Genomic DNA, 19,502 nt, shown 5'->3' with positions numbered 1-19,502 from the left:
GATTTTTTGAAACGGTTATAGGGGTATTTTTGGGAGCTTGTCCGCTGTTCGGTTTTCAACCTTTTTCTGATAAAAAGCATTTTGCAATTTTCCTAGTTTCTCAATTTCCACAATCACTTCGTCCTCCTCTTCCAACCAGGATTGGTTGTCTTCAGGATGCCCCATGATGACGCCTTCAGGTGTCCCTGTCATGATGATGTCCCCGGGCTTCAATGTCATATGCTGTGAAAGGTATGCGATGATTTCCTCACAATTGAAGATCATGTCCGCTGTAGTTGATTGCTGGCGGACTTCTCCATTGACGATTGTCTTGATTGCAAGATCATTCGGGTCTTCGATCTCTTCATCACTATGCAGCACAGGGCCGATTGGACAGAACCCGTCACACGTCTTTCCGATCAACCATTGACCTGTCTTGAACTGGAGATCCCTCGCAGAGATATCGTTCCCCGTGCAATAGCCATACACATAGGAGCGTGCCTCTTCTTTACTGATGTCCTTCGCTTCCTTTTTCATGACGATGACAAGTTCGGCTTCATAGTCGACCTTCTCAGCCTGTTCCGGAAGCTGGATGGCTGATCGATGACCGGTAAGTGCATTCGCGAATTTACTGAAGACAATCGGCGTAGTCGGAATAGGCATCTTGGATTCCTCTGCATGTTTCCGGTAATTCAATCCAATACATAGGATTTTTTCAGGCTGATCGACACATGGCCCGAAGTCAACCTCCTCATCATTATGAAAAAACGAGCGATCAGAGACCGATGCTTTATCGATGACGAGCCTGATCGCCTCCTTTTCAATTTCGCCTGCTTCTATCAGTCCCCGTACATCAGTCGGCACTTCGATGGAGAAATAATTACCAGCCTCCTCGATATCCAGGATCCCTTTTGATGTCAGGAGACCTAATTTAAGAGCTGGGCCATTATAAAATGTGACAGATTTCATTATCCTTTCTCCTTTCTCAATATATGAAAAGGGTCGACTGTAAGACGACCCTTCAGATCAATGGTTATCGTTTGATGAATACGGTTTTGGTGGATGTAAAGAACTCTTTTGCTGCTTGTCCTTGTTCACGGGAATGAGAGCTCGACTCCTTCATCCCGCCGAATGGCGCTTGCAGTTCGACCCCGGCTGTTTCTGCATTGACACGGACCAGCCCCGCCTCGATTTCATCAACAAAGTCAAGGATATGACTGATATTTTCTGTATAGATCGAAGCACTCAAGCCAAACTTGACATCATTCGCCAGTTCAAACGCCTCCTCTAAAGTATCCGCCTTGATCAAAGCAAGGACTGGACCAAAGATCTCTTCCTGGCCGATGGTCATCCTGGAATCGACATCCTCGAATACGGTCGGTTCTACAAAATAACCATTTTCCAATCCGTCTGGCCGCTTTCCGCCGAATACCAGTTTTGCACCTTCTTCTTTCCCTTTTTGAATGTAGGAGAGGACGGTGTTCAGCTGAGACTCGCTTACACTGGGGCCCATCCATGTCCCTTCTTCACTTCCATCCCCGATTTTCAATTTTTCCACTTCTTCCAGCAGTTTTTCTTTGAATTCATCGTACACCTCGGATTGGACGATCACTCTGCTCGTCGCTGTGCATTTCTGCCCTGTAGAACGTAACCCACCACTGATCGTCCCTTCCACAGCAAGCTCCAGATTGGCGTCATTCGCAATAATGACAGGGTTTTTTCCACCCATTTCAAGCTGGAATTTCGCTCCTCTTGCCACAGCGCCTTCTGCAACCCTTTTCCCTGTTACATTCGACCCTGTGAACGTCAGCCCATTCACATCAGGGTGATCGATGATCCGCTGTCCCACGACAGATCCTCTGCCATTTACAACATTGACGACTCCATTAGGCAAACCGGCTTCATGGAAGCATTCCATCACCTTTGTCGTCGTGACCGCCGTTTCCTGTGCTGGTTTGAGAACAACTGTATTTCCATAGATCAAGGCAGGTGCTGTTTTCCAAATCGGAATCGCTGCCGGGAAGTTCCAGGGAGTAATGATTCCGACCACTCCAAGTGGAACGCGCGTGGTGTACATCAGCGCATCGGGATCGGTAGAAGGAATGACATCTCCGACGCTTCTCAACCCCTCACCTGCATAATAACGGAGAATCGCTACCCCCCTAGCGGTCTCCCCTTTGGCTTCAGGGAAGGTCTTCCCCATTTCCTTCGTCATCGTTTCAGCGATTTCATCGATCCTGCTTTCAAGGATGTTCGCTGCCCGATACAAATACTCTCCTCGTTGGGCACCCGTCAGCTTTTTCCATCCTCTGCCGGCCTGTTTGGTAGCCTCGACAGCCTTATCGACATCCTCCTCACAAGAAAGCTGGTACGTCCCGACAATCTCTGACGTATTTGCAGGATTATAGCTCTTTTCTGATTTGTTCGTTTTCGTGCTGATCCATTCACCATCCACATAGTTCAGATAATCCTTTACAATTGTTTCTGTTGCCATTCCAACCATCCTTCCTTTTCATCGATTCAATAGACTCTGCTCGAGTTCCTTGTCGAAATGTACAAATTTCACTCTAAAACTGATCCCCATATGACGAAGTCAATCATCAAAAGGTAGGTCCGATTCTCCAGATTCCGAAGTCATGCTGCTTCAGGATTTCCGATTTCGTCCTCTTGCCAGCACATGTCAGTGTGATTTCATCCATGATCCTCTGTCCGACCTCATCCACTGTTTCTTTTCCTTCTATGATGGTACCGGCATTCAAATCGACATTTTCAGCCATGCGTTCGTACATCGTCGTATTTGTCGATATCTTGATGACCGGGGCAATCGGAGAGCCGGTGGGTGTCCCGCGCCCGCTTGTAAACAGGACGATCTGTGCCCCACCTGCCACCATCCCAGTCAATTGTTCGATATCATGGCCCGGGGTATCCATCCAGACCAGGCCTTTTTTCGTTGGCTGTTCTGCATAATTGACCAGTTCTTGCAAGGCGCGGGTTCCTGCTTTCGTCGCGGCACCAAGCGATTTTTCTTCCAATGTGGATAAACCGCCTTTGACATTTCCAGGACTCGGGTTTCCTGTCCGGATATCTACCCCCATTCCGATTGCCCTGTTTTCCATCGCCTCGATAACTTCATAGACACGTTTTGAGACTTGATCATCCACCGCCCTCTCTGCAATCAGGTGTTCTGCCCCGATCAATTCAGTCGTTTCTGCAAGAATCGCTGTACCACCGCGATCGACGATCATATCACTTACGTTTCCGACCGCCGGATTTGCTGATAGCCCTGAACATGCATCTGATCCTCCACATTCGGTTCCTATGATCAATTCACTGAAATCAAAAGGCACTTTCGGTTCCATGGATGCTTCTTGTACCATTCTTACAGCGACCTTAGCCCCTTCGGCTATCGCAGAAAGTGTCCCGCCATGATCCTGGATCGAGACGACTTCGACCGGTTTTCCGCTTTCCCTGATATCATCCGCCACGCTTCTTGCTTGATGTGTTTCACATCCCAACCCCAGAACGACAACACCATACACATTTGGATTTTTCCCGATCCCGGCATAAGTACGGAAGGTTTGTTCATAATCCGCCCCGACTTGTGCACAGCCGTGCTGGTGGATGAATGTGACGGTCCCATCCACTAGTTCGGTAATGCGTTGGGCAGCCTGTGTCGCACAAGTGATCGTGGGTAAAATAAGGACATGATTCCGTATTCCGATACGGCCGTCTTGGCGCCTATAGCCCATGAGTTGCCTGTTTTCGGTCAATCTTATCACCTCTTCCTCTCTTTCCTTCTACATTATGGATATGGACATGTTCACCGATCTGGATGTCACTGGAGGCGACACCGATCACTTCGCCATATTTCCTTACGTCTTCACCTTGTTGAATCGTTTTGACAGCGAATTTATGCCCGAATTCGATGTCCTCCTTTAAAGTGATCGATAAAGCCTCTCCCTGGTTCCCTATGGCAACTGTCGCTCCTGCCTTCAAAGGTGCTAGCACCACTGCAACATTATCAATCGGTTTCATCATTAATGCTTGCCCGCTCATCAGTACATTCCTCCCCGAACAAGTTTAAGACACGATGGATTGATGTTCGACCTGGCTTTTGACCGGATTCCTCAATAAGCCGATGCCGGGGATTTCAATCTCAACCAGATCCCCATCATTCAAGGTGAACTCATTTGGCGGAACGATACATGTACCAGTCAACAGTACTGTCCCAGGAAACACAACATTGTCTTTCACCAGATATTCAGTCAATTCGGTCAATTTACGTTTCAACTGACTGACCTTTGCTGAATCTTCAAACACCAGATTTTCATTACGGTAGATCCGACAGATGATCATGAAGTCATATGGATCATGGACCGTCTCTGCCAATCGGATTGAAGGGCCGATCGAGCAGGAATTTTTCCAGATTTTCGCCTGTGGTAAATACAGTGGATTCTCCCCTTCGATATCCCGGCAGCTCATGTCATTTCCGACGGTATAGGCAAGGATGGACCCATCCGAATCGAGGACAAGGCCCAGCTCTGGCTCCGGGATCTGCCACTCGGAATCGCTGCGCAAATAGACCGGTTCGTCCGTTCCAATTGTCCGATCGACAGTCGATTTGAAAAAAATTTCAGGTCGATCTGCATCATAAACTTTATCGTAAAACGTATCTGCATCCAGCTTCCCGCCTGTCGCTTCATAATTTCTCGCTTCCTTTGAACGCATATACGTAACCCCTGATGCCCATACTTCCTTTGCCTCGATCGGAACCAACAGGCTGAGCTCCGTCATATTACGGACAAGAGGGTCCTCTTCAGATAGGACGGTATTGATCAGGTCAAGGGGTCTTTTTTGTCGTCTCTTCGACTCCTCGACAAGATCCAGAAAACTTCCATATGGCAATCTGTAAACCTTATCATCATCTGTTACGGCCCCTAATGCCGGTGTATCTTGCTCATTTACAAAGCGGATGATTCTCATAGTAGACCTCCAATTTTGTTTTATATTATAAAACAATGTTCTTTAATATAGGCATGGTGAAGGGCATACTTCCCTTCCGCCTAAATGAATATCTGTTGGCAACCCATTTTCCGGGATACTTCTTCGCCGACCTGTTTCAATCGGCTGACAACAGTGTCCAATTCGGATTCGGCCCTCGGTGCAGGCATTGAAACACTTATGGCAGCTATGACTTCCCGATTATGATCCCATACAGGGACTGCGACACAAAACACGCCCGGTTCGTTCTCTTCATTGTCGATTGCGTATCCCTGTTCCTTCACTCTATGAAGCTCTTTCCTGAAATCTTCCTCATTCGTGAGCGTATTCGGTGTTCGCTTGAAATATTGATAATCCTTTAACAACTCATTCAATTCGAATTCCTTTTTGAAAGCGATCAATACTTTCCCCACTCCGCTGCAGTGGAGGGAAATCCGTTTCCCGATCCTGGAGTACACGATCGTCGCTGATGTTCCAGCGACTTTATCGATATAGACACCTTCCTTGCCGCTCAACACGACTAAATGAAGGGTATGGCCGGTTTCAGCAGAAAGATCCTGCAGATATTTCTTAGCGATCGTCCTGATATCCAGACTGTTGATCACCAGATTTCCTCTTTCGAACAGTTTCAAGCCTAGTTTGTATTTCCCCGTTTCCAGATCTTGTTCAATGTAATGATTGACTTGAAGCGTTTTCAATAATGAATGGACTGTACTCTTATTCAAGTTCAATTGGCTGCTGATTTCCGTGATCTTCAACTCTGTTGTCTGCTCATCAAACAGATTGAGGATTTTCAGCGCCCTCTCGACAGATTGGATGATTGGCATTCGATTCATTCCTTTTAACAAGTTATATAGTTCTATCATACCACGTACAATGCCGATTAAAGCACTGCTTTATCCAATTCTCTTGGAATAGCCAATCCTTCTGTCATTCCCTTTTTCGATGTAATCAATTCAGGGTGGTACCGCGCAATCAGGTCCAATCCCAATTTTGCCCTGCGTACACGTTCTTTTGATAGTTTGATAGAGGTTTCTTCAAGGTGGGTCCCTGATGGATAGATGTTCGGTGCATTCCTTAAACCGAATTTTATATAGACAGGGGCAGCCACCCTGATGATCTCTGGAATTTCATAATGTCTGATGAAGCCTCCGATATCATCGGGCACTTCCACGTAAATATCCAGCGGGATATCGACTGCCTGGCGGATCGCTGCCAAACGGGCCAATGTCAGATCGGTCGGAACATTATAAGTCCCTGCCCCGTTGCTCTCCATCAAGCGGATCGAAACCGGATTGGAGTGGGCCATCTGGACGGAAATCTTGACGAGCAAGTCTTCTGGAAGCTCACCTTTTTTCTTGAACTCGTTGACCAGCCATAACAGCCCTTCATCTGCTACAAGGATGCTTCGGATTCCAGCTTTGCAGGCACGTTTGATATCTTCGATGGCATATACGAGCTGGTCCATCCCTTCAACACGGAGACCTGTTACCTGTCCTGCACTTGCCCTCTGCATAGCGGTGATGTCCCATGAACCCCGTGGACCGACGAATAGACTGACTTCAAGCTTTTCTTTCCGGCCGATTTCGGCCATTTCTTCAAGTTCGTCATCCGTCAATAACATGATCCCGCTTCCCTGTGAAATCCTGTGGATTTCAACACCAAATTCTTCACAAGCTTCCGTCACCGCTTTAAATGATCGTGGTCCTTCGACACTCGGAATTTCCACCCGATATTGGGCTCCATCCGGAAAACGTTTGGTGGAAGCAGGGAGATGATTACAATCAGTACTTGGAAATCCTAATTCCTCTATGATTCGTCTTGTTTCCTTCACCCTGTCACAACCTCTCTTCCATTCGTTCTGGCCATTTCACATCGGTTTCATAATCCAGTTCGGCCTCTTGCCAAATCGGAATAGGCACGACCCCATGGGCAGCATCCGTATAGCCATGGATACGGTTACTTGATGCGACAAAACGTTGTCTCTTCCGCATCTTCATAAGCCTTTCCTCCGCTAAAGATTCACGTCCGTCCTTTATGCTGTCGAATTCCTGGATCACTTCCCCTTCTTGGAACGCCTCTTGATCAAGGAAATGGATTTTGTTCTCGCGGAGGCCTAGATACAACAGATCACCAGTTTGCAAATAAAGGATGCCTCCCCGATCGATCGCTTCCGGTGTCATATGACCGATAGCAGCCCCGAAAGTCGCACCTGAGTAACGCCCATCGCTGATAACGGTCACGAGCCGCTTTAATTTACGGCTTGCGTTGATATGCTGCATAGGTGTAAACATTTCCGGCATTCCGAAAGCGATCGGTCCTTGGCCTGAGATGACGACCGCAATTTTCAAGATTTGATGTTCGATCATCGCATCGAACAGGGCCTCGTATCCGGCGTCTTTCATTTCATCAAACCATTCAGGGCTGTTATGTTTCACCATTTGTTGAAGACTTTCATAGGAAAAGGTCTGTTCCCGTTTAAGTCTGTCGACCAAGCCGGAGTCCAACAGGTGTTTGTTCGCTTCATCTTCGTTTTCGAAGTAAAGGACAAAAGCTGCCTTCTTATCAAAACGATCTAATTGTGGCGTTGCCATTCCGCTGATTTTGACAACCGCGGTTTCAAAGAAATTCCCTTTCAGGACATCTACACCGCTGAATCGTCTTCGAGGTTGGGAAAGGATGATCGGGTTTTCCGAAACGGTGGCAGCAGGCAGACCTTTCTTATTCTCCAGCCGCTCCCGCCATGTCGTCCCTGTCACTGTGGGAGCATCGACATCCATCGGGACACCGTTTTCAAGAAGTTCATAGAACAATGTTTCCATACCTCTGCTATCTCCGGCACAACACTGCATTGCAAGCGAGAAAATATCCCGATCTTCAGTAAGGCTATAATTGAACAGGTCCGGAATCGGGTGTTCATGATGGATCTCATCCAGGTCTTCCAAGCTGAATTTATAGCCGCCATATAACATCCCTGCGACCATGTGCATCATCAGGTTCGTCGATCCGCCCGAAGCGCTGTGTATCCTTATGGCATTCTTGATATTGGCTGCCATGATGTTCGCAGCTCCGTAAACTGGATCGTTAATGATCCCCTGCAAGTCATCCAGTGACTCATTCACTTGTTCCTTTGTCGGAGGAGCAGTAAGGAGTTCTAAGGTTGGATGGACAAGCCCCATGCCTGCCACAAGGTGTCTGGAACTGTTTCCTGTTCCATTGAAGGCGCAAACCCCGCCTTGTCCATCGCAAGTTGCGACAGCTAGCCTTTTTTCATAATCTTTTTGCCTTTCACTGGTGATGATCCCTCTCTCAACAGCCCGGCTCAATACCCCCTGGAACGCTGTATTTGACGTACACTGCAGGATATAGGCCATCGCGTCCCTGATATCATTGGCGATATCGGCTTCCCCGTCCTGTTCCGCCTGAACCGCCAATTCCGTCAGTTCCATGTATAGATCTTCCGGGATTGTCCCTCCTTGTAATACATGGGCTGGAGCGAATGTCGCGAAGAAAGGAGCTTCACCTCTATACTGTCGGATGCGATCCATCTGGGCGACTGCACTGACAACACCAAGTGGTTGTTTATCGCATCCCTGGATGATGAATGCCCCATGATAGCTATGGGCTTCCAATTGATTAACGACCATCTGTGCGACAGCATTACGGCTTTGGAGTGAATAACTCATTCCTTGATTGCTTTGAGCTGTACCATCACACATGACGGGAGTGGAGAAATAGAATGGTACGCCTCCATTCTCCCAGATCCGCAGTGCCGCAAAAGAAGAAGTTTGATAGTCCATGATGTGTGCAGGGTGGTCCGGTGATCCGCCGATGATAGCTATTCTCGGCGCATTTTCCTCCAGGCGGTTATAGATTTCTCCAAGACTCCAATCTACTTTTCCATCATGGTTGGTTCCTGCGATCTGTTTTGCACGGTCCAATATACCGGCAACCGTGATCGGTTCATTGGCCTTCCCTTGGACATTGTCACGATAAGGGTTGACGCTGTTTTCGATAGTAGGGTATTGAATAGCCATAGTTCCCCTCCTGTTGGTATATTCATACGTTCATAACGTTAAAGGTTCATAGGTAAAGGATCTGACAGAAGAGTTAATTGATCGTTCTGTTCCGCCTCTCCTATCAGACTTTCTGAAATCCAGATTTCCTTCAGGTCAAGCGTGTTTTGAATCCTTACAAGCCTGACTTTGGAAAGATCGAAAGCATTGCACGTCTTGATCCCCGCTTTGATTGCAAGTTCCTCTGTCTCAAGGAACATCGGAAACTTGACGGTTTCCACTACTGTACTTGTCAGGGCGTTCGCATACCCTTTTTCCAAAATGGTCTGTTCAAATGCTTTTTTTGTAGTGATATCAGCGAGCCCTATCCCATTGGCATTCCCACCAGTCTTCTCCGTCAACCGTAGGACGACCACACGTTTCGCGTTTGCACCTCCGGTTGCGTAAGGAGTGGCGAACCGCCCGCTGATATTCGGGTCCATTCCATCACCTGAAATGTCTTTACCAATCTCTTCAATGACCAGGACATCGATCGGATCGATCAGGATCTTCGGCATCAGACGTTTTGCTTCCAATAATAATCCAGGTTCCCTTTCAATCAAAGACTCTGCCGGGATGACTTCGATCCGGGCAGGTCGGTCATAAGCATTTTCAATCGTTCCTAAGCCGAAAATGATCGGCGTTTTCTCCAGGGCGACTTTCGCCATTTCTGGTACATGCTCGCCCATATACTTGAATCCGAAAGAATGGGCTGCTTCTGCTCCTTTTTGTTTCCCAAGGCCGATCGTGATCATTTTCAAAAGGCCGCTCTCCACATCTCCGCGGAATGCAGTATGAGGCTTGATCCGGTTGATCACGATGACCTTGTCTGCTTGATAAGCGGACCGATCCGTAAAGATCGGAAGGCCATTCGGAAGTTGGCCGATCTGTTCCACTTCCATGCTCGAATGGATCGGAGCGCCGACGAATCCTTCCGTAACACCCAGGTCTTCCAGCACTTTCTTCTGTCCTTCGGGGGTAGCCCCGCCATGGCTCCCCATGGCAGGAATAAGGAACGGTTTTCCTCCTGATGCGCGAACAGCCCTGACCATTTCCCTCGTCAAAATCGGGATATCCGCTACTCCTCTGCTGCCGACAGCGATCGCGACCCTGTCCCCTGAATCAATCCTTTCAAGGACACCTAATTGATGCAATCTTTCATGGACTTCCCTGACGACATCTTCAATTTCTGGAGCCTCAAACGTTTGTCTTATCTTGACCATACGAGGAATCGGGATCGGTTGAAGCAGTTGATTGATCACTTCCAAAGGATGACGCCTCCTTGATTTATTGACGTAGTTCCTCCAATTGATCGGTCATTTGTTTGAAGAGATCTTCCCCGAATTTTTCAGCGAATTTATCGATGACCGGTTGGATCTGTTCTTGCACTTTTTCTTTTTCTTCATTGCTGAATTCATTCACTTCCATACCCTGGTCCTTCAAATTCTGAAGGGATTCCTCGTTCGCTTTGCGGTTGATTTCCCTGTTGTATTTGCCTGCTTCGACTGCAGCATCTTCCATGATTTTCTTTTCTTCATCTGATAACTTGTCCCAGAAGGTTTTACTCATCAAAAACACGAATGGCGTATACACATGATTGGTTACAGATAGATAATCCTGAACTTCATAGAACTTATTCGATTCGATTGTCGCAAGTGGATTTTCCTGTCCATCGACCGTTTTGCTTTCTAAAGCGGTGAACACTTCTGAAAACGCCATTGGTGTAGGGTTGGCACCCATTTTTTGAAATGCTTCCAAATGGACCTCATTTTGCATTGTCCGTATTTTCAATCCTGCAAAGTCTTCTGCGGTTTCAATTGGATGTTTACTGTTCGTGATATTCCTGAATCCGTTCTCCCAATACGCCAAGCCTACGAGGTTATGTTCAGGGAGTTTTTCCAGGATAGCTTGTCCAACTTCCCCATCTAATACGGCATCCGCTTCTTCTTCAGAGTTGAACAGGAATGGAAAATCGAATAGCCCGAATTCTTTTACCATACCGACAAGCGGCGATGTTGAAGGGATCGTCACTTCTTGAGTACCAGACTTCAAAGCTTCGGTCATCTGTAAGTCATCCCCTAATTGTGAAGCAAAATAGGTCTGAACTTTGATTTTACCGTCGGTCTTTTCCTCGACGATTTCCTTGAATTTCAACAGGGCTTGCCCTTCAGGATGATCTTCGTTCAACCCGATCCCTGCTTTGATCGTCCGTTCCTGGATTCCGCTTTCTCCTCCAGAAGTGGTTTGTCCGGCACTACAAGCACCGAGAACCAGAATACTTGCACTTACTAAACCTGCGATCGTCCTTTTCCATTTTTTCATTGTACTTCCCCCTTAAAAAGTTAGTTGACATTCGTCAGATATTGGTCGTCCCGTCCTGCTTCCTTAAGTTGAAGGAGCTCTTGTACATCCTTGTTGACGAGGTATTTCGGATACTGTTTATGCAGCAGTACTTCCTTGACACCAAGCGCAGCTTTTTGCCTCATCTCCTTTTCGGCCTCTTCTGAATACCAGGCGACGTGCGGAGTCAATATCACATTGTCCATCGTCAATAGTGGATGGTGCCGTGGAATCGGCTCTTGTTCGACGACATCCAATGCAGCACCAGCAATACGCTTATCTTCAAGCGCTTTGACTAAAGCGTGTTCATCGATGACAGGACCTCTTGATGTATTGATGATGAACACATGCTTTTTCATCACCCGGAATTGAGGTTCACCGATCATCCCTTTTGTGTTGTCTGTCAAAGGGGCATGTACGGAGACGATGTCAGACCTACGGCATAGTTGATCCAGACTGACGAGGGTGACATCTTTTTCCCTGGCCGTATCTTCCGTACAATAGGGATCATAGGCAACAACAGTAAAGCCGAACGGTTTCACCTTCTCCGCAAGCGCCTGTGGTATTTTTCCGAACCCTACCAATCCAAGTGTCCTGCCTCTAAGACGGTGGATCGGACGGGTCACTTTGAAATCCCACTTATCGGATTTGACTGTATGATCAGCCAATGTGATTTTTCTTGCCCAACTCAATAACAAAGCAAAGGCATGGTCGGATACTTCATCCATACAATAATCAGGTACATTTGCGACACAAATCCTGTTTTCAGTAGCGGTTTCTACATCGATCGTGTTCACGCCCACACCATAACGGGTGATCACCTTGCATTTTTCCAACCCATCAAGTACGTGTTTAGACAAAGGGGCATACTGGTTGATCAGAGCATCAGCGTCACGGCATGCTTCAATCACTTCCTCTTCGGTCCGGCATTGGGCACCGATGAGCTCAAACCTTACATCTTCCAATATAGATCGTTCATATTCCAGGTCTTCGTATTCCCAATCGGTCACGACCACTTTCCATTTTTCCACTGTATCCTCTCCTTCTTACCGATTGCTTCCCTTCATTGTCTACATCAACCACTCAAGCGGTACCATAACGAGTGAAGGGAATAGGATCAGCAAGAACAGGACGATGACATGGACGAGCAAGAATGGCCAGATACCCTTTGCCAGCTCGACGATCGAGATCTTACTGATTCCGCATCCAACATACAGGACGGTTCCTACCGGTGGTGTAATCAAGCCGATACATAAGTTGATGACCATCACGATGCCGAAATACACTGGGTCGATCCCCGCCATCTTGATGACTGGGATCAATACTGGCGTGAAGATCAGAATGGCCGGTGTCAAATCCATGACAAGTCCGATGGCAAGGATCAATACTGTGATGACAAGCATCAGCAACATCGGTCTTTCAATAAGCGGTCCTAGCATGGTAGCCATATCTGCTGGCACCTGTGCCACCGTAATCAACCAGGCGGACACCATGGCCGCTGCAGCGACGAACATGACTACACTTGTTGTTTTCGCAGATGTAACAAGGACTTCATATAGATCTGCGATTTTCAACTCACGATAGACGAAGAATCCGACAAAAATTGCATAAAAAACTGCGACCACCGATGCTTCTGTAGGTGTGAAGATCCCTCCGCGTATTCCACCGATAATGATGATCGGGAGCAAAAGTGCCCAGCTTGTCTGTCTGGTCAATTTCCAGACCTCTTTCATTGATTTACGTGGAGGTAATTCAGTCTTGTCCCTTCTGGATATCAACGTCCAAACGATGGCAAGTCCCAGCGCCATCATGATTCCGGGTACGATCCCACCCATGAATAGACGTGTGATCGAAACACCGCTTACGACTCCGAAGATGATCATCGGAATACTTGGTGGGATGACAGGTGCGATGATACCTGCCGAAGCGATCAATCCGGTCGACCGTGCCTTGTCATAACCCTTTGAAAGCATCATTGGTATCAGGATCGCTCCAAGAGCTGCCGTGTCTGCTACAGCTGAACCAGATAGGCCGGCGAACAACACACTCGCCAAGATTGCTACATAGCCTAAGCCTCCTCGGATATGTCCAACCAAAGACATGGCGAATGATACAACCCTTTTTGAAATACCGCCTGCGTTCATCAACTCACCGGCCAAGATGAAAAATGGAATAGCCATCAATGCGAAGTTATTGGCCCCATTGATCAAATTTTGAGCAATGATCTGACTGTCGAACATCCCTAACAGGATCATCAATGCTATGCCGCTGAGAAGCAGTGAAAATGCAATCGGTACACCAAGAGCCAGTGCGCCGAATAATGAACCGAGGAATACACCAAGTGCCATTTCTCCCTCCCCTTTCTACATGTTCTGAACTTTGACTGATGGGTCTTCTGGAACATCATTTTTATGATCAGGAACCATTGATAGATTGCCAGACTTACTAGATCGTTTAAACGCAGCTAATAGATTCCTTACGACAATCAATGCCATGCTTACACTCGTAATGACACCGACGCCATAGACGAATCCAAGCGGGAGTTTGGTCGCTGGTGCGAGACTTCCCATGTTGAGCAACGTCATACGCAGACTTCCATTGAACAACAGCCACAATACATAGAGGACGAGCATGTTACTGAGAACAAAGACGATTTTCTTCAATGGCTTAGGTAATAGGTTTGTAATAAGATCCATCCCGAGATGCATGTTATCTTTGAAAGCCGCGATCGCTCCCAGGAAAACGAGCCAGACAAAGAGAAAGCGTGACATCTCCTCCGACCAGGTGATCCCCGAGTTGAACGCGTATCTTAAGACAACGTTTCCAAAAACGAGCACAGCCATGAACGTCAAAGCCAATGCAATCAGGATGTTCAACGTTTGATTTATGATCTTGACCAGCATCTGCAAAAGACTCACCCCATTCTATTCTGCTTGTCCTCTGATACCTTCCACGATGTCTTCCGCCCAAGGGAATTTTTCATAATAGCTTTCATATAAAGGCTCTGTCGCCTTTTCCATCTCAGTTTGGAATTCTTCACTCGGTGTAATGAATTCGATCCCTTTGTCTTCAAGAAACTTCTTGTCTTCTTCATAGCTTTTCTGCATCAATTCAAATTCATAATCCGCTGATTTTTGTGCGGCATCTTCGATCACCTTTTGTTGGTCTTCGGTCAGCCCTTCCCAAACCTTGCTATTGATGATGTATAAGTTCGGGCTGAACATATGCCGGGATTCAAGCACATAATCCTGGACTTCATACCAACCAGAGGCCCGGAGCGTAGCAATCGGGTTATCCTGGCCATCGACGACATTCTGTTCCAGAGCGGTGAACACTTCTGAAATCGGCATCGGACTGACTGTAGCACCAAGCGCTTTCCCGAGATCGATGTAATGTTCGATGTTCGGCATCCTGAGCCGCAAATCCTTAAAATCATCTATCGATGCTAATTCCTTGTTACTAGAGAACATCCTGAATCCATTCGCACTCCATGCAAGAGGATGGACGCCATGCTTTTTTTCAAGGTCTTCCAACAATTCATCACCGATCGGACCATTCAATACTTTTTTCGTATGTTCATAATCCTTGAACAAAAAAGGCCATTCTGTCACGCCGAGTTTTTCAATCGATGACTGCATGATCATTCCTGGAATGCCCATTTCAATCGTCCCGTTACGGACCCCATCATAAAATTCCTGTTCGGCACCTAGCTGGCTGTTGTCATAGATTTCTACCTTCAAGGTACCTTCCGATCCTTCCTCTACCAGGGGCTTGAACTTTTCCCTCAACGCAACGTTTTGCGGGTGATCAGAAGCAAAATAATTCGCTACTTTCAGTGTTTGTGTTTTGCCTCCGCCCGCTTCTCCAAGCCCCGTTGCATTGCAGCCTGCCAGTAACAGCGAGGCCGACAGTAAGACCAAACAAAGGAACGTCCAACATTTCTTCATGCGATTGCCTCCTCATATTTGTTTTATAATATAAAACCTCGTTCTGTAATAAGGGGATGAAATATATGTAAGCGCAACCAATTTCGAACTGAATTGTTTTACATTATAAAACCATGTTTTATATACTTGTGAAACTAATGTTATGAAACTGTTTTTAAGTTGTCAATATATTATTAAAAATATTCTCACAATTCTTAAAAATAGGACAATGGTTATGAATTTCTTTACCAAAAGGATAGGAGGTCCACTCTTTTTGGACCTCCGTATCTTCCGGTAAGAAGGATTATTTTACTAGAGATGGTGAACCGTTGAAAAAAGGAACTGGGCTTTCTCTTTCACTGTAAAATAAATTTCCTCGAAAGGTTTTCCGTATTTCTTAGCCGCTTCACGGATTTCCTCATATTCGGGGGAAACCTGATAGACTTTATGATTCTTAACGCCTATTTTTACGGATATGTTCCCAAAACGGGTCTCCACTATTTCGAACCGGCGTTCCAGGACGATCCTGCTCCACGTAGATTTCCTTACCCCGAACGTCGAGGTTTCACATAATAAGATTTCCTCCAGCCTTACCGAATCGGTTGGACGAGCTAAAACTGTAAGCAGTGTGCCCGGTCGATTCTTCTTCATTTGCACAGGTGTATAATAGGCATCCAGTGCTCTTGATTCAAACAATTTCTCCATCACATATCCAAACGCCTCGCCGGTCATATCGTCGATCTGGCACTCGAGGACTACTATCTCCTCCCGATCACGTTCAACCGATTGGTCTTCAAATAAGATGGCCCGTAATACATTCGGATGGTCAAAGTCCTTCTTGCCTGCCCCATATCCGATCCTTTCCATGGTGACTGCAGGAATGTGGCCGAATTCTGACACAAGCGCTTTCAAAAAACCCGCTCCAGTTGGTGTTGTCAACTCGGCTTCCACAGGGAAATCAGCAAGGGTAATCCCTTTAAGGATTTCAGTGGTAGCAGGAGCAGGAATGGGATAAAGTCCATGGGCCATCTGTACCTTCCCATACCCCGTCGGGACTGGTGAAGCGACGATCCGTCCGACATTCAGATTTTCCAGAGCAAGGCATACACCGATCACATCGATGATCGAGTCCATCGCCCCTACTTCGTGGAAATGGACATCAACCGGATCCATTCCATGTATTTTTCCTTCTGCCTGGGCGATCACTTCAAATACAGATTTGCTTCTCTCCTTTACACGGACAGGCAGGTCACTTTGTTCGATCATCTTCAGGATGGACGCTGCCTTCCGATGTTCATGTTGGTGGCGATTATGTACATGGCCGTGATGATGTTCGTGTGAATGATGATGACCGGCTGCCGGGTTGGACAGTTCCAGAACCAACTCCTTGGAGGCGATACCTTTCTTGTCGACCTGTTTCACTCCCAGGTTGAACTCATCGATCGGCAGTTTTTGCAGTTCCTCAGTTATATATTGGATATCCGCTCCTAGGTCGATCAGTGCGGTCAATGTCATGTCACCAGAAATCCCCGATTGGCAATCAAGATAAAGACAATTCATTGTCTACCCCCTCAGTGGCAAGCTGCAAAATGAGCGACGCCTGGTAGGCAGCCCCGAAACCATTATCGATATTGACCACACTCATACCAGACGCACAAGATGTCAACATCCCCAGTAATGGTGTCAAACCTTCCAAATGTGCACCGTAACCGACAGATGTCGGGACCGCGATGACTGGACGACGCACGAATCCGCCCACCACACTTGGCAAGGCCCCCTCCATCCCTGCAACCACGATAAGGACACTGGCTTTTGTAATCGCATCCCTGTAAGCAAGCAGGCGATCGATTCCAGCGACTCCTACATCATAAAGCCGTTTCACTTTACACCCCATCCATTCTGCTGTCACTGCAGCTTCTTCTGCAACAGGCAGATCCGAAGTCCCGGCACACAAAACCATGACTTCCCCTCTGTATTGTCGGTTGGAAACACCATAGCGCAAGATCCTCGAAACCTCATCATATTCCGCTTTAGGGAATCGGGTATATAATCCCTCCGCTTTTTCCGCTGATAATCTCGTCACCATCACCTTTCCATGATGGGCAATCAACCTCTCCATGATTTTAGAAATCTGATCTTCCGTCTTTCCTTCACCGTAAATGACCTCCGGGAAACCAGTACGTTTCTCACGATCGATATCCACTTTACTGAACCCTAAATCTTCAAATTTTTTCTCCATTCTATCACCCGCTGTTATTCGTTAATTGTAATAAGTCTTGATTAACCGGCAATGGCGTAAATGTACCATACTCCATATGTAATACTGATCACTGAAGCTGCCGTATGCAAGAAATGATTCATCTTATATTTTCCCGACGAAATACGATAAGGGATGCTTAATATCACAGTGAACACGAGCATCCCGAGGATTGTACCGATACCGAACAAACCGATGTAAACCAACGAATCAGAAAATGTCGTCACCATGGAAACCAGCAGAAGAGTCATGGCGGCACTCCCCGCCAAGCCATGGATTTGTCCGATGAACATCGATTTGAGGATTAAATGGTTTTCAGAACCTTTATCTTTTCTGACCTTGTAAGATTTACTTGCTGAAAATGACGAGAATCCAAGGTAAATCAACATCAAACCGACAATGATTTCAAACGTCATCTCCCAGGATCCTGGAATCCTCGTATCCATTACTGATAAAAGTAAAAATACGACTAACAACGTCAACGTGTGTCCAATTCCCCAGAACAAACCGAGAAAGCTGGACTTCAAAGTGGACTTATGTTTTCCCACCATGGTAGACACTGCGATGACATGGTCAGGCTCCAAAGCATGCTTGAAACCGAGCAAGAACCCGATTCCTAATAAAGTTGCGACATCTTCCACTATGCAAGCCCCACTTCTGTTCCAAGAACCTTATTCATACTGCCGCTTTTATACCCTGTCAAGTCCATTGTCACATATGCGTAACCAATCTCTTTCAATTTTTCTTCCACTTCTTGATGATGGTCCAACAGTTGACCCATTGATTCTGGTTCAACCTCGATCCGGGCTATATCGCCATGAGTGCGGACACGAACCTGCCTGATCCCCAATCCGCGGATCACTTTTTCCGACTCATCAACCATCCTCAATTTATCGATCGTGATCTTTTCCCCATAGGCGATCCGTGAAGAAAGACACGCGAATGATGGCTTGTCCCATGTCGGAAGCCCCATTTGCTGGGACAGCTCGCGGATTTCGCTTTTATAAAGGCCTGCCTCCTGAAGAGGCCCCCTCACATTATATTCTTTCGCCGCTTTCGTCCCCGGACGATGTTCGCCCAGATCATCTGCGATAAGACCGAAAGCGATATTCCGGTAGTTCTTCGCCTTCATGATCGGAACAAGATGTTCGAACAAACTTTTCTTACAGAAGTAGCACCGATTCGGTGTATTTTCCGAATACCCTGGAATCTCCAGCTCTGAAGTTTCAATCACTTCATGTCTCGCTCCTAACATAGCCGCCAGTTCCTTCGCTTCTTCCAATTCCTCAAACGGGTAGGTTTCACTATCTGCTGTCACAGCAAGCACCTTTTCTTCGCCAAGTGTGTCAATGGATGTTTTCAGTAAAAAAGTGCTGTCTACCCCACCTGAAAACGCAATGACAACCGTTTCCATTTCTCGTAATAAGTCCTGAAGTCTTTGATACTTTTCTAGCATCCTATTCATCCTCTGTTGACTAGATTTTGATTACGCTTAAACATATCCCGCTTATTAGTTTGAAATTATACCTAATATTTTGATAATTTCAAATAGTTTCATCGATACTACTGGCTCTTATAGGTACTGTTCTAACCTTTTCCCTTTTTCCATTGACACTTTGACAACTAGACCATAGAATATGACTAATCCTTTTATGGTGATTATCAAGCATATTTGCGCCCCTCTTCAGGTGAAACCCTATTCCGAGGTACTTTTGAAGCAATATGAGAATCAGAAAAAACGGAAAACTGAATTCCCGCAGAAATATACAGCAATAAAATAAATATATAATTATTAAATTACTCGTATAATGTTGGAGATAGGGTCCAAAAGTTTCTACCAAACTACCGTAAATGGTTTGACTACGAGAATGAATTTCGGGGAGTTCGTATGCTTTCAACCCGATGATCCTTCTTTATGCCAAACCCTGGGAGTCTAGGGTTTTT

Annotated in this window: 18 protein-coding genes and 1 riboswitch; all 18 genes read right to left on the bottom strand. The window is 46.6% G+C overall.

From position 1 onward, the window contains the following. Positions 1-15: 15 nt before the first annotated feature. The gene (locus N8M93_RS15985; RefSeq protein ID WP_261133501.1) at positions 16-948 is read right to left on the bottom strand and encodes a fumarylacetoacetate hydrolase family protein; all 933 of its coding nucleotides are present in this window, start codon (positions 946-948) and stop codon (positions 16-18) included. Between the two features lie 64 nt (positions 949-1,012). Then, positions 1,013-2,473, bottom strand: a complete 1,461-nt coding sequence (gene gucD, locus N8M93_RS15980) for an alpha-ketoglutaric semialdehyde dehydrogenase GucD (RefSeq protein ID WP_261133499.1) — start codon at positions 2,471-2,473, stop codon at positions 1,013-1,015. A gap of 106 nt (positions 2,474-2,579) precedes the next feature. Continuing rightward, positions 2,580-3,728, bottom strand: coding sequence for a UxaA family hydrolase (locus N8M93_RS15975; protein ID WP_261133578.1), 1,149 nt, complete (start codon positions 3,726-3,728; stop codon positions 2,580-2,582). Next, entirely contained in the window at positions 3,718-4,035 is a 318-nt protein-coding gene (locus tag N8M93_RS15970; protein WP_261133497.1) for a UxaA family hydrolase, read from the bottom strand. Before N8M93_RS15970 ends, N8M93_RS15975 begins: the two co-directional genes overlap by 11 nt. 24 nt (positions 4,036-4,059) lie before the next feature. Continuing rightward, positions 4,060-4,962: a fumarylacetoacetate hydrolase family protein gene (locus N8M93_RS15965; protein WP_261133495.1), complete on the bottom strand. Its 903-nt coding sequence runs from the start codon at positions 4,960-4,962 to the stop codon at positions 4,060-4,062. Positions 4,963-5,042: 80 nt separating this feature from the next. Beyond that, on the bottom strand, positions 5,043-5,807 hold the full coding sequence (locus tag N8M93_RS15960) for an IclR family transcriptional regulator (RefSeq protein WP_261133494.1): 765 nt from the start codon (positions 5,805-5,807) through the stop codon (positions 5,043-5,045). Positions 5,808-5,863: 56 nt separating this feature from the next. Next, positions 5,864-6,814: a U32 family peptidase gene (locus tag N8M93_RS15955; RefSeq protein WP_261133492.1), complete on the bottom strand. Its 951-nt coding sequence runs from the start codon at positions 6,812-6,814 to the stop codon at positions 5,864-5,866. A 4-nt stretch (positions 6,815-6,818) separates the two neighbouring features. Beyond that, complete coding sequence (locus N8M93_RS15950; RefSeq protein WP_261133491.1) at positions 6,819-9,017, bottom strand: dihydroxy-acid dehydratase; 2,199 nt, start codon at positions 9,015-9,017, stop codon at positions 6,819-6,821. A gap of 38 nt (positions 9,018-9,055) precedes the next feature. After that, positions 9,056-10,303, bottom strand: a complete 1,248-nt coding sequence (locus N8M93_RS15945; RefSeq protein ID WP_261133489.1) for a nickel-dependent lactate racemase — start codon at positions 10,301-10,303, stop codon at positions 9,056-9,058. A 19-nt stretch (positions 10,304-10,322) separates the two neighbouring features. Beyond that, positions 10,323-11,357 carry a TRAP transporter substrate-binding protein gene (locus N8M93_RS15940; protein WP_261133487.1) on the bottom strand — a complete coding sequence of 345 codons (1,035 nt, stop codon included), beginning with the start codon at positions 11,355-11,357 and terminating at the stop codon, positions 10,323-10,325. A 20-nt stretch (positions 11,358-11,377) separates the two neighbouring features. Beyond that, positions 11,378-12,406, bottom strand: coding sequence for a C-terminal binding protein (locus tag N8M93_RS15935; RefSeq protein WP_261133485.1), 1,029 nt, complete (start codon positions 12,404-12,406; stop codon positions 11,378-11,380). A gap of 39 nt (positions 12,407-12,445) precedes the next feature. Next, a complete protein-coding gene (locus tag N8M93_RS15930; RefSeq protein ID WP_261133482.1) occupies positions 12,446-13,723 on the bottom strand; it encodes a TRAP transporter large permease in 1,278 nt (425 codons plus the stop codon). A gap of 15 nt (positions 13,724-13,738) precedes the next feature. Continuing rightward, a complete protein-coding gene (locus tag N8M93_RS15925) occupies positions 13,739-14,278 on the bottom strand; it encodes a TRAP transporter small permease (protein WP_261133576.1) in 540 nt (179 codons plus the stop codon). A 21-nt stretch (positions 14,279-14,299) separates the two neighbouring features. Next, entirely contained in the window at positions 14,300-15,322 is a 1,023-nt protein-coding gene (locus tag N8M93_RS15920) for a TRAP transporter substrate-binding protein (protein WP_261133480.1), read from the bottom strand. 291 nt (positions 15,323-15,613) lie between these two features. After that, positions 15,614-16,861 (bottom strand): nickel pincer cofactor biosynthesis protein LarC, encoded by a 1,248-nt coding sequence (gene larC, locus N8M93_RS15915; protein WP_261133478.1) that lies wholly within the window; start codon positions 16,859-16,861, stop codon positions 15,614-15,616. Continuing rightward, complete coding sequence (gene larB, locus N8M93_RS15910) at positions 16,842-17,540, bottom strand: nickel pincer cofactor biosynthesis protein LarB (protein ID WP_261133477.1); 699 nt, start codon at positions 17,538-17,540, stop codon at positions 16,842-16,844. Before larB ends, larC begins: the two co-directional genes overlap by 20 nt. Positions 17,541-17,581: 41 nt before the next feature. After that, entirely contained in the window at positions 17,582-18,199 is a 618-nt protein-coding gene (locus N8M93_RS15905; RefSeq protein WP_261133475.1) for an urease accessory protein UreH, read from the bottom strand. Continuing rightward, positions 18,199-19,014 (bottom strand): ATP-dependent sacrificial sulfur transferase LarE, encoded by an 816-nt coding sequence (gene larE, locus N8M93_RS15900; protein WP_261133473.1) that lies wholly within the window; start codon positions 19,012-19,014, stop codon positions 18,199-18,201. Before larE ends, N8M93_RS15905 begins: the two co-directional genes overlap by 1 nt. Positions 19,015-19,339: 325 nt before the next feature. After that, positions 19,340-19,441, top strand: a riboswitch (purine riboswitch). Positions 19,442-19,502: the final 61 nt, after the last annotated feature.

Origin of the sequence: Bacillus sp. Marseille-Q3570, from assembly GCF_946151055.1 — a bacterium.
Classification (GTDB): domain Bacteria; phylum Bacillota; class Bacilli; order Bacillales; family Fictibacillaceae; genus Pseudalkalibacillus.
Note: the sequence above shows the minus strand (reverse complement) of the source record. Positions and strands in the feature narration are given on the sequence as shown.

Excerpts from the sequence above, each read along its gene's own strand:
- N8M93_RS15985 (WP_261133501.1), bottom strand. The coding sequence starts at position 948 with ATGAAATCTGTCACATTTTATAATGGCCCAGCTCTTAAATTAGGTCTC.
- gucD (WP_261133499.1), bottom strand. The coding sequence starts at position 2,473 with ATGGCAACAGAAACAATTGTAAAGGATTATCTGAACTATGTGGATGGT.
- N8M93_RS15975 (WP_261133578.1), bottom strand. The coding sequence starts at position 3,728 with ATGGGCTATAGGCGCCAAGACGGCCGTATCGGAATACGGAATCATGTC.
- N8M93_RS15970 (WP_261133497.1), bottom strand. The coding sequence starts at position 4,035 with ATGAGCGGGCAAGCATTAATGATGAAACCGATTGATAATGTTGCAGTG.
- N8M93_RS15965 (WP_261133495.1), bottom strand. The coding sequence starts at position 4,962 with ATGAGAATCATCCGCTTTGTAAATGAGCAAGATACACCGGCATTAGGG.
- N8M93_RS15960 (WP_261133494.1), bottom strand. The coding sequence starts at position 5,807 with ATGCCAATCATCCAATCTGTCGAGAGGGCGCTGAAAATCCTCAATCTG.
- N8M93_RS15950 (WP_261133491.1), bottom strand. The coding sequence starts at position 9,017 with ATGGCTATTCAATACCCTACTATCGAAAACAGCGTCAACCCTTATCGT.
- N8M93_RS15940 (WP_261133487.1), bottom strand. The coding sequence starts at position 11,357 with ATGAAAAAATGGAAAAGGACGATCGCAGGTTTAGTAAGTGCAAGTATT.
- N8M93_RS15930 (WP_261133482.1), bottom strand. The coding sequence starts at position 13,723 with ATGGCACTTGGTGTATTCCTCGGTTCATTATTCGGCGCACTGGCTCTT.
- N8M93_RS15925 (WP_261133576.1), bottom strand. The coding sequence starts at position 14,278 with ATGCTGGTCAAGATCATAAATCAAACGTTGAACATCCTGATTGCATTG.
- N8M93_RS15920 (WP_261133480.1), bottom strand. The coding sequence starts at position 15,322 with ATGAAGAAATGTTGGACGTTCCTTTGTTTGGTCTTACTGTCGGCCTCG.
- larC (WP_261133478.1), bottom strand. The coding sequence starts at position 16,861 with ATGAATTGTCTTTATCTTGATTGCCAATCGGGGATTTCTGGTGACATG.
- larB (WP_261133477.1), bottom strand. The coding sequence starts at position 17,540 with ATGGAGAAAAAATTTGAAGATTTAGGGTTCAGTAAAGTGGATATCGAT.
- larE (WP_261133473.1), bottom strand. The coding sequence starts at position 19,014 with ATGCTAGAAAAGTATCAAAGACTTCAGGACTTATTACGAGAAATGGAA.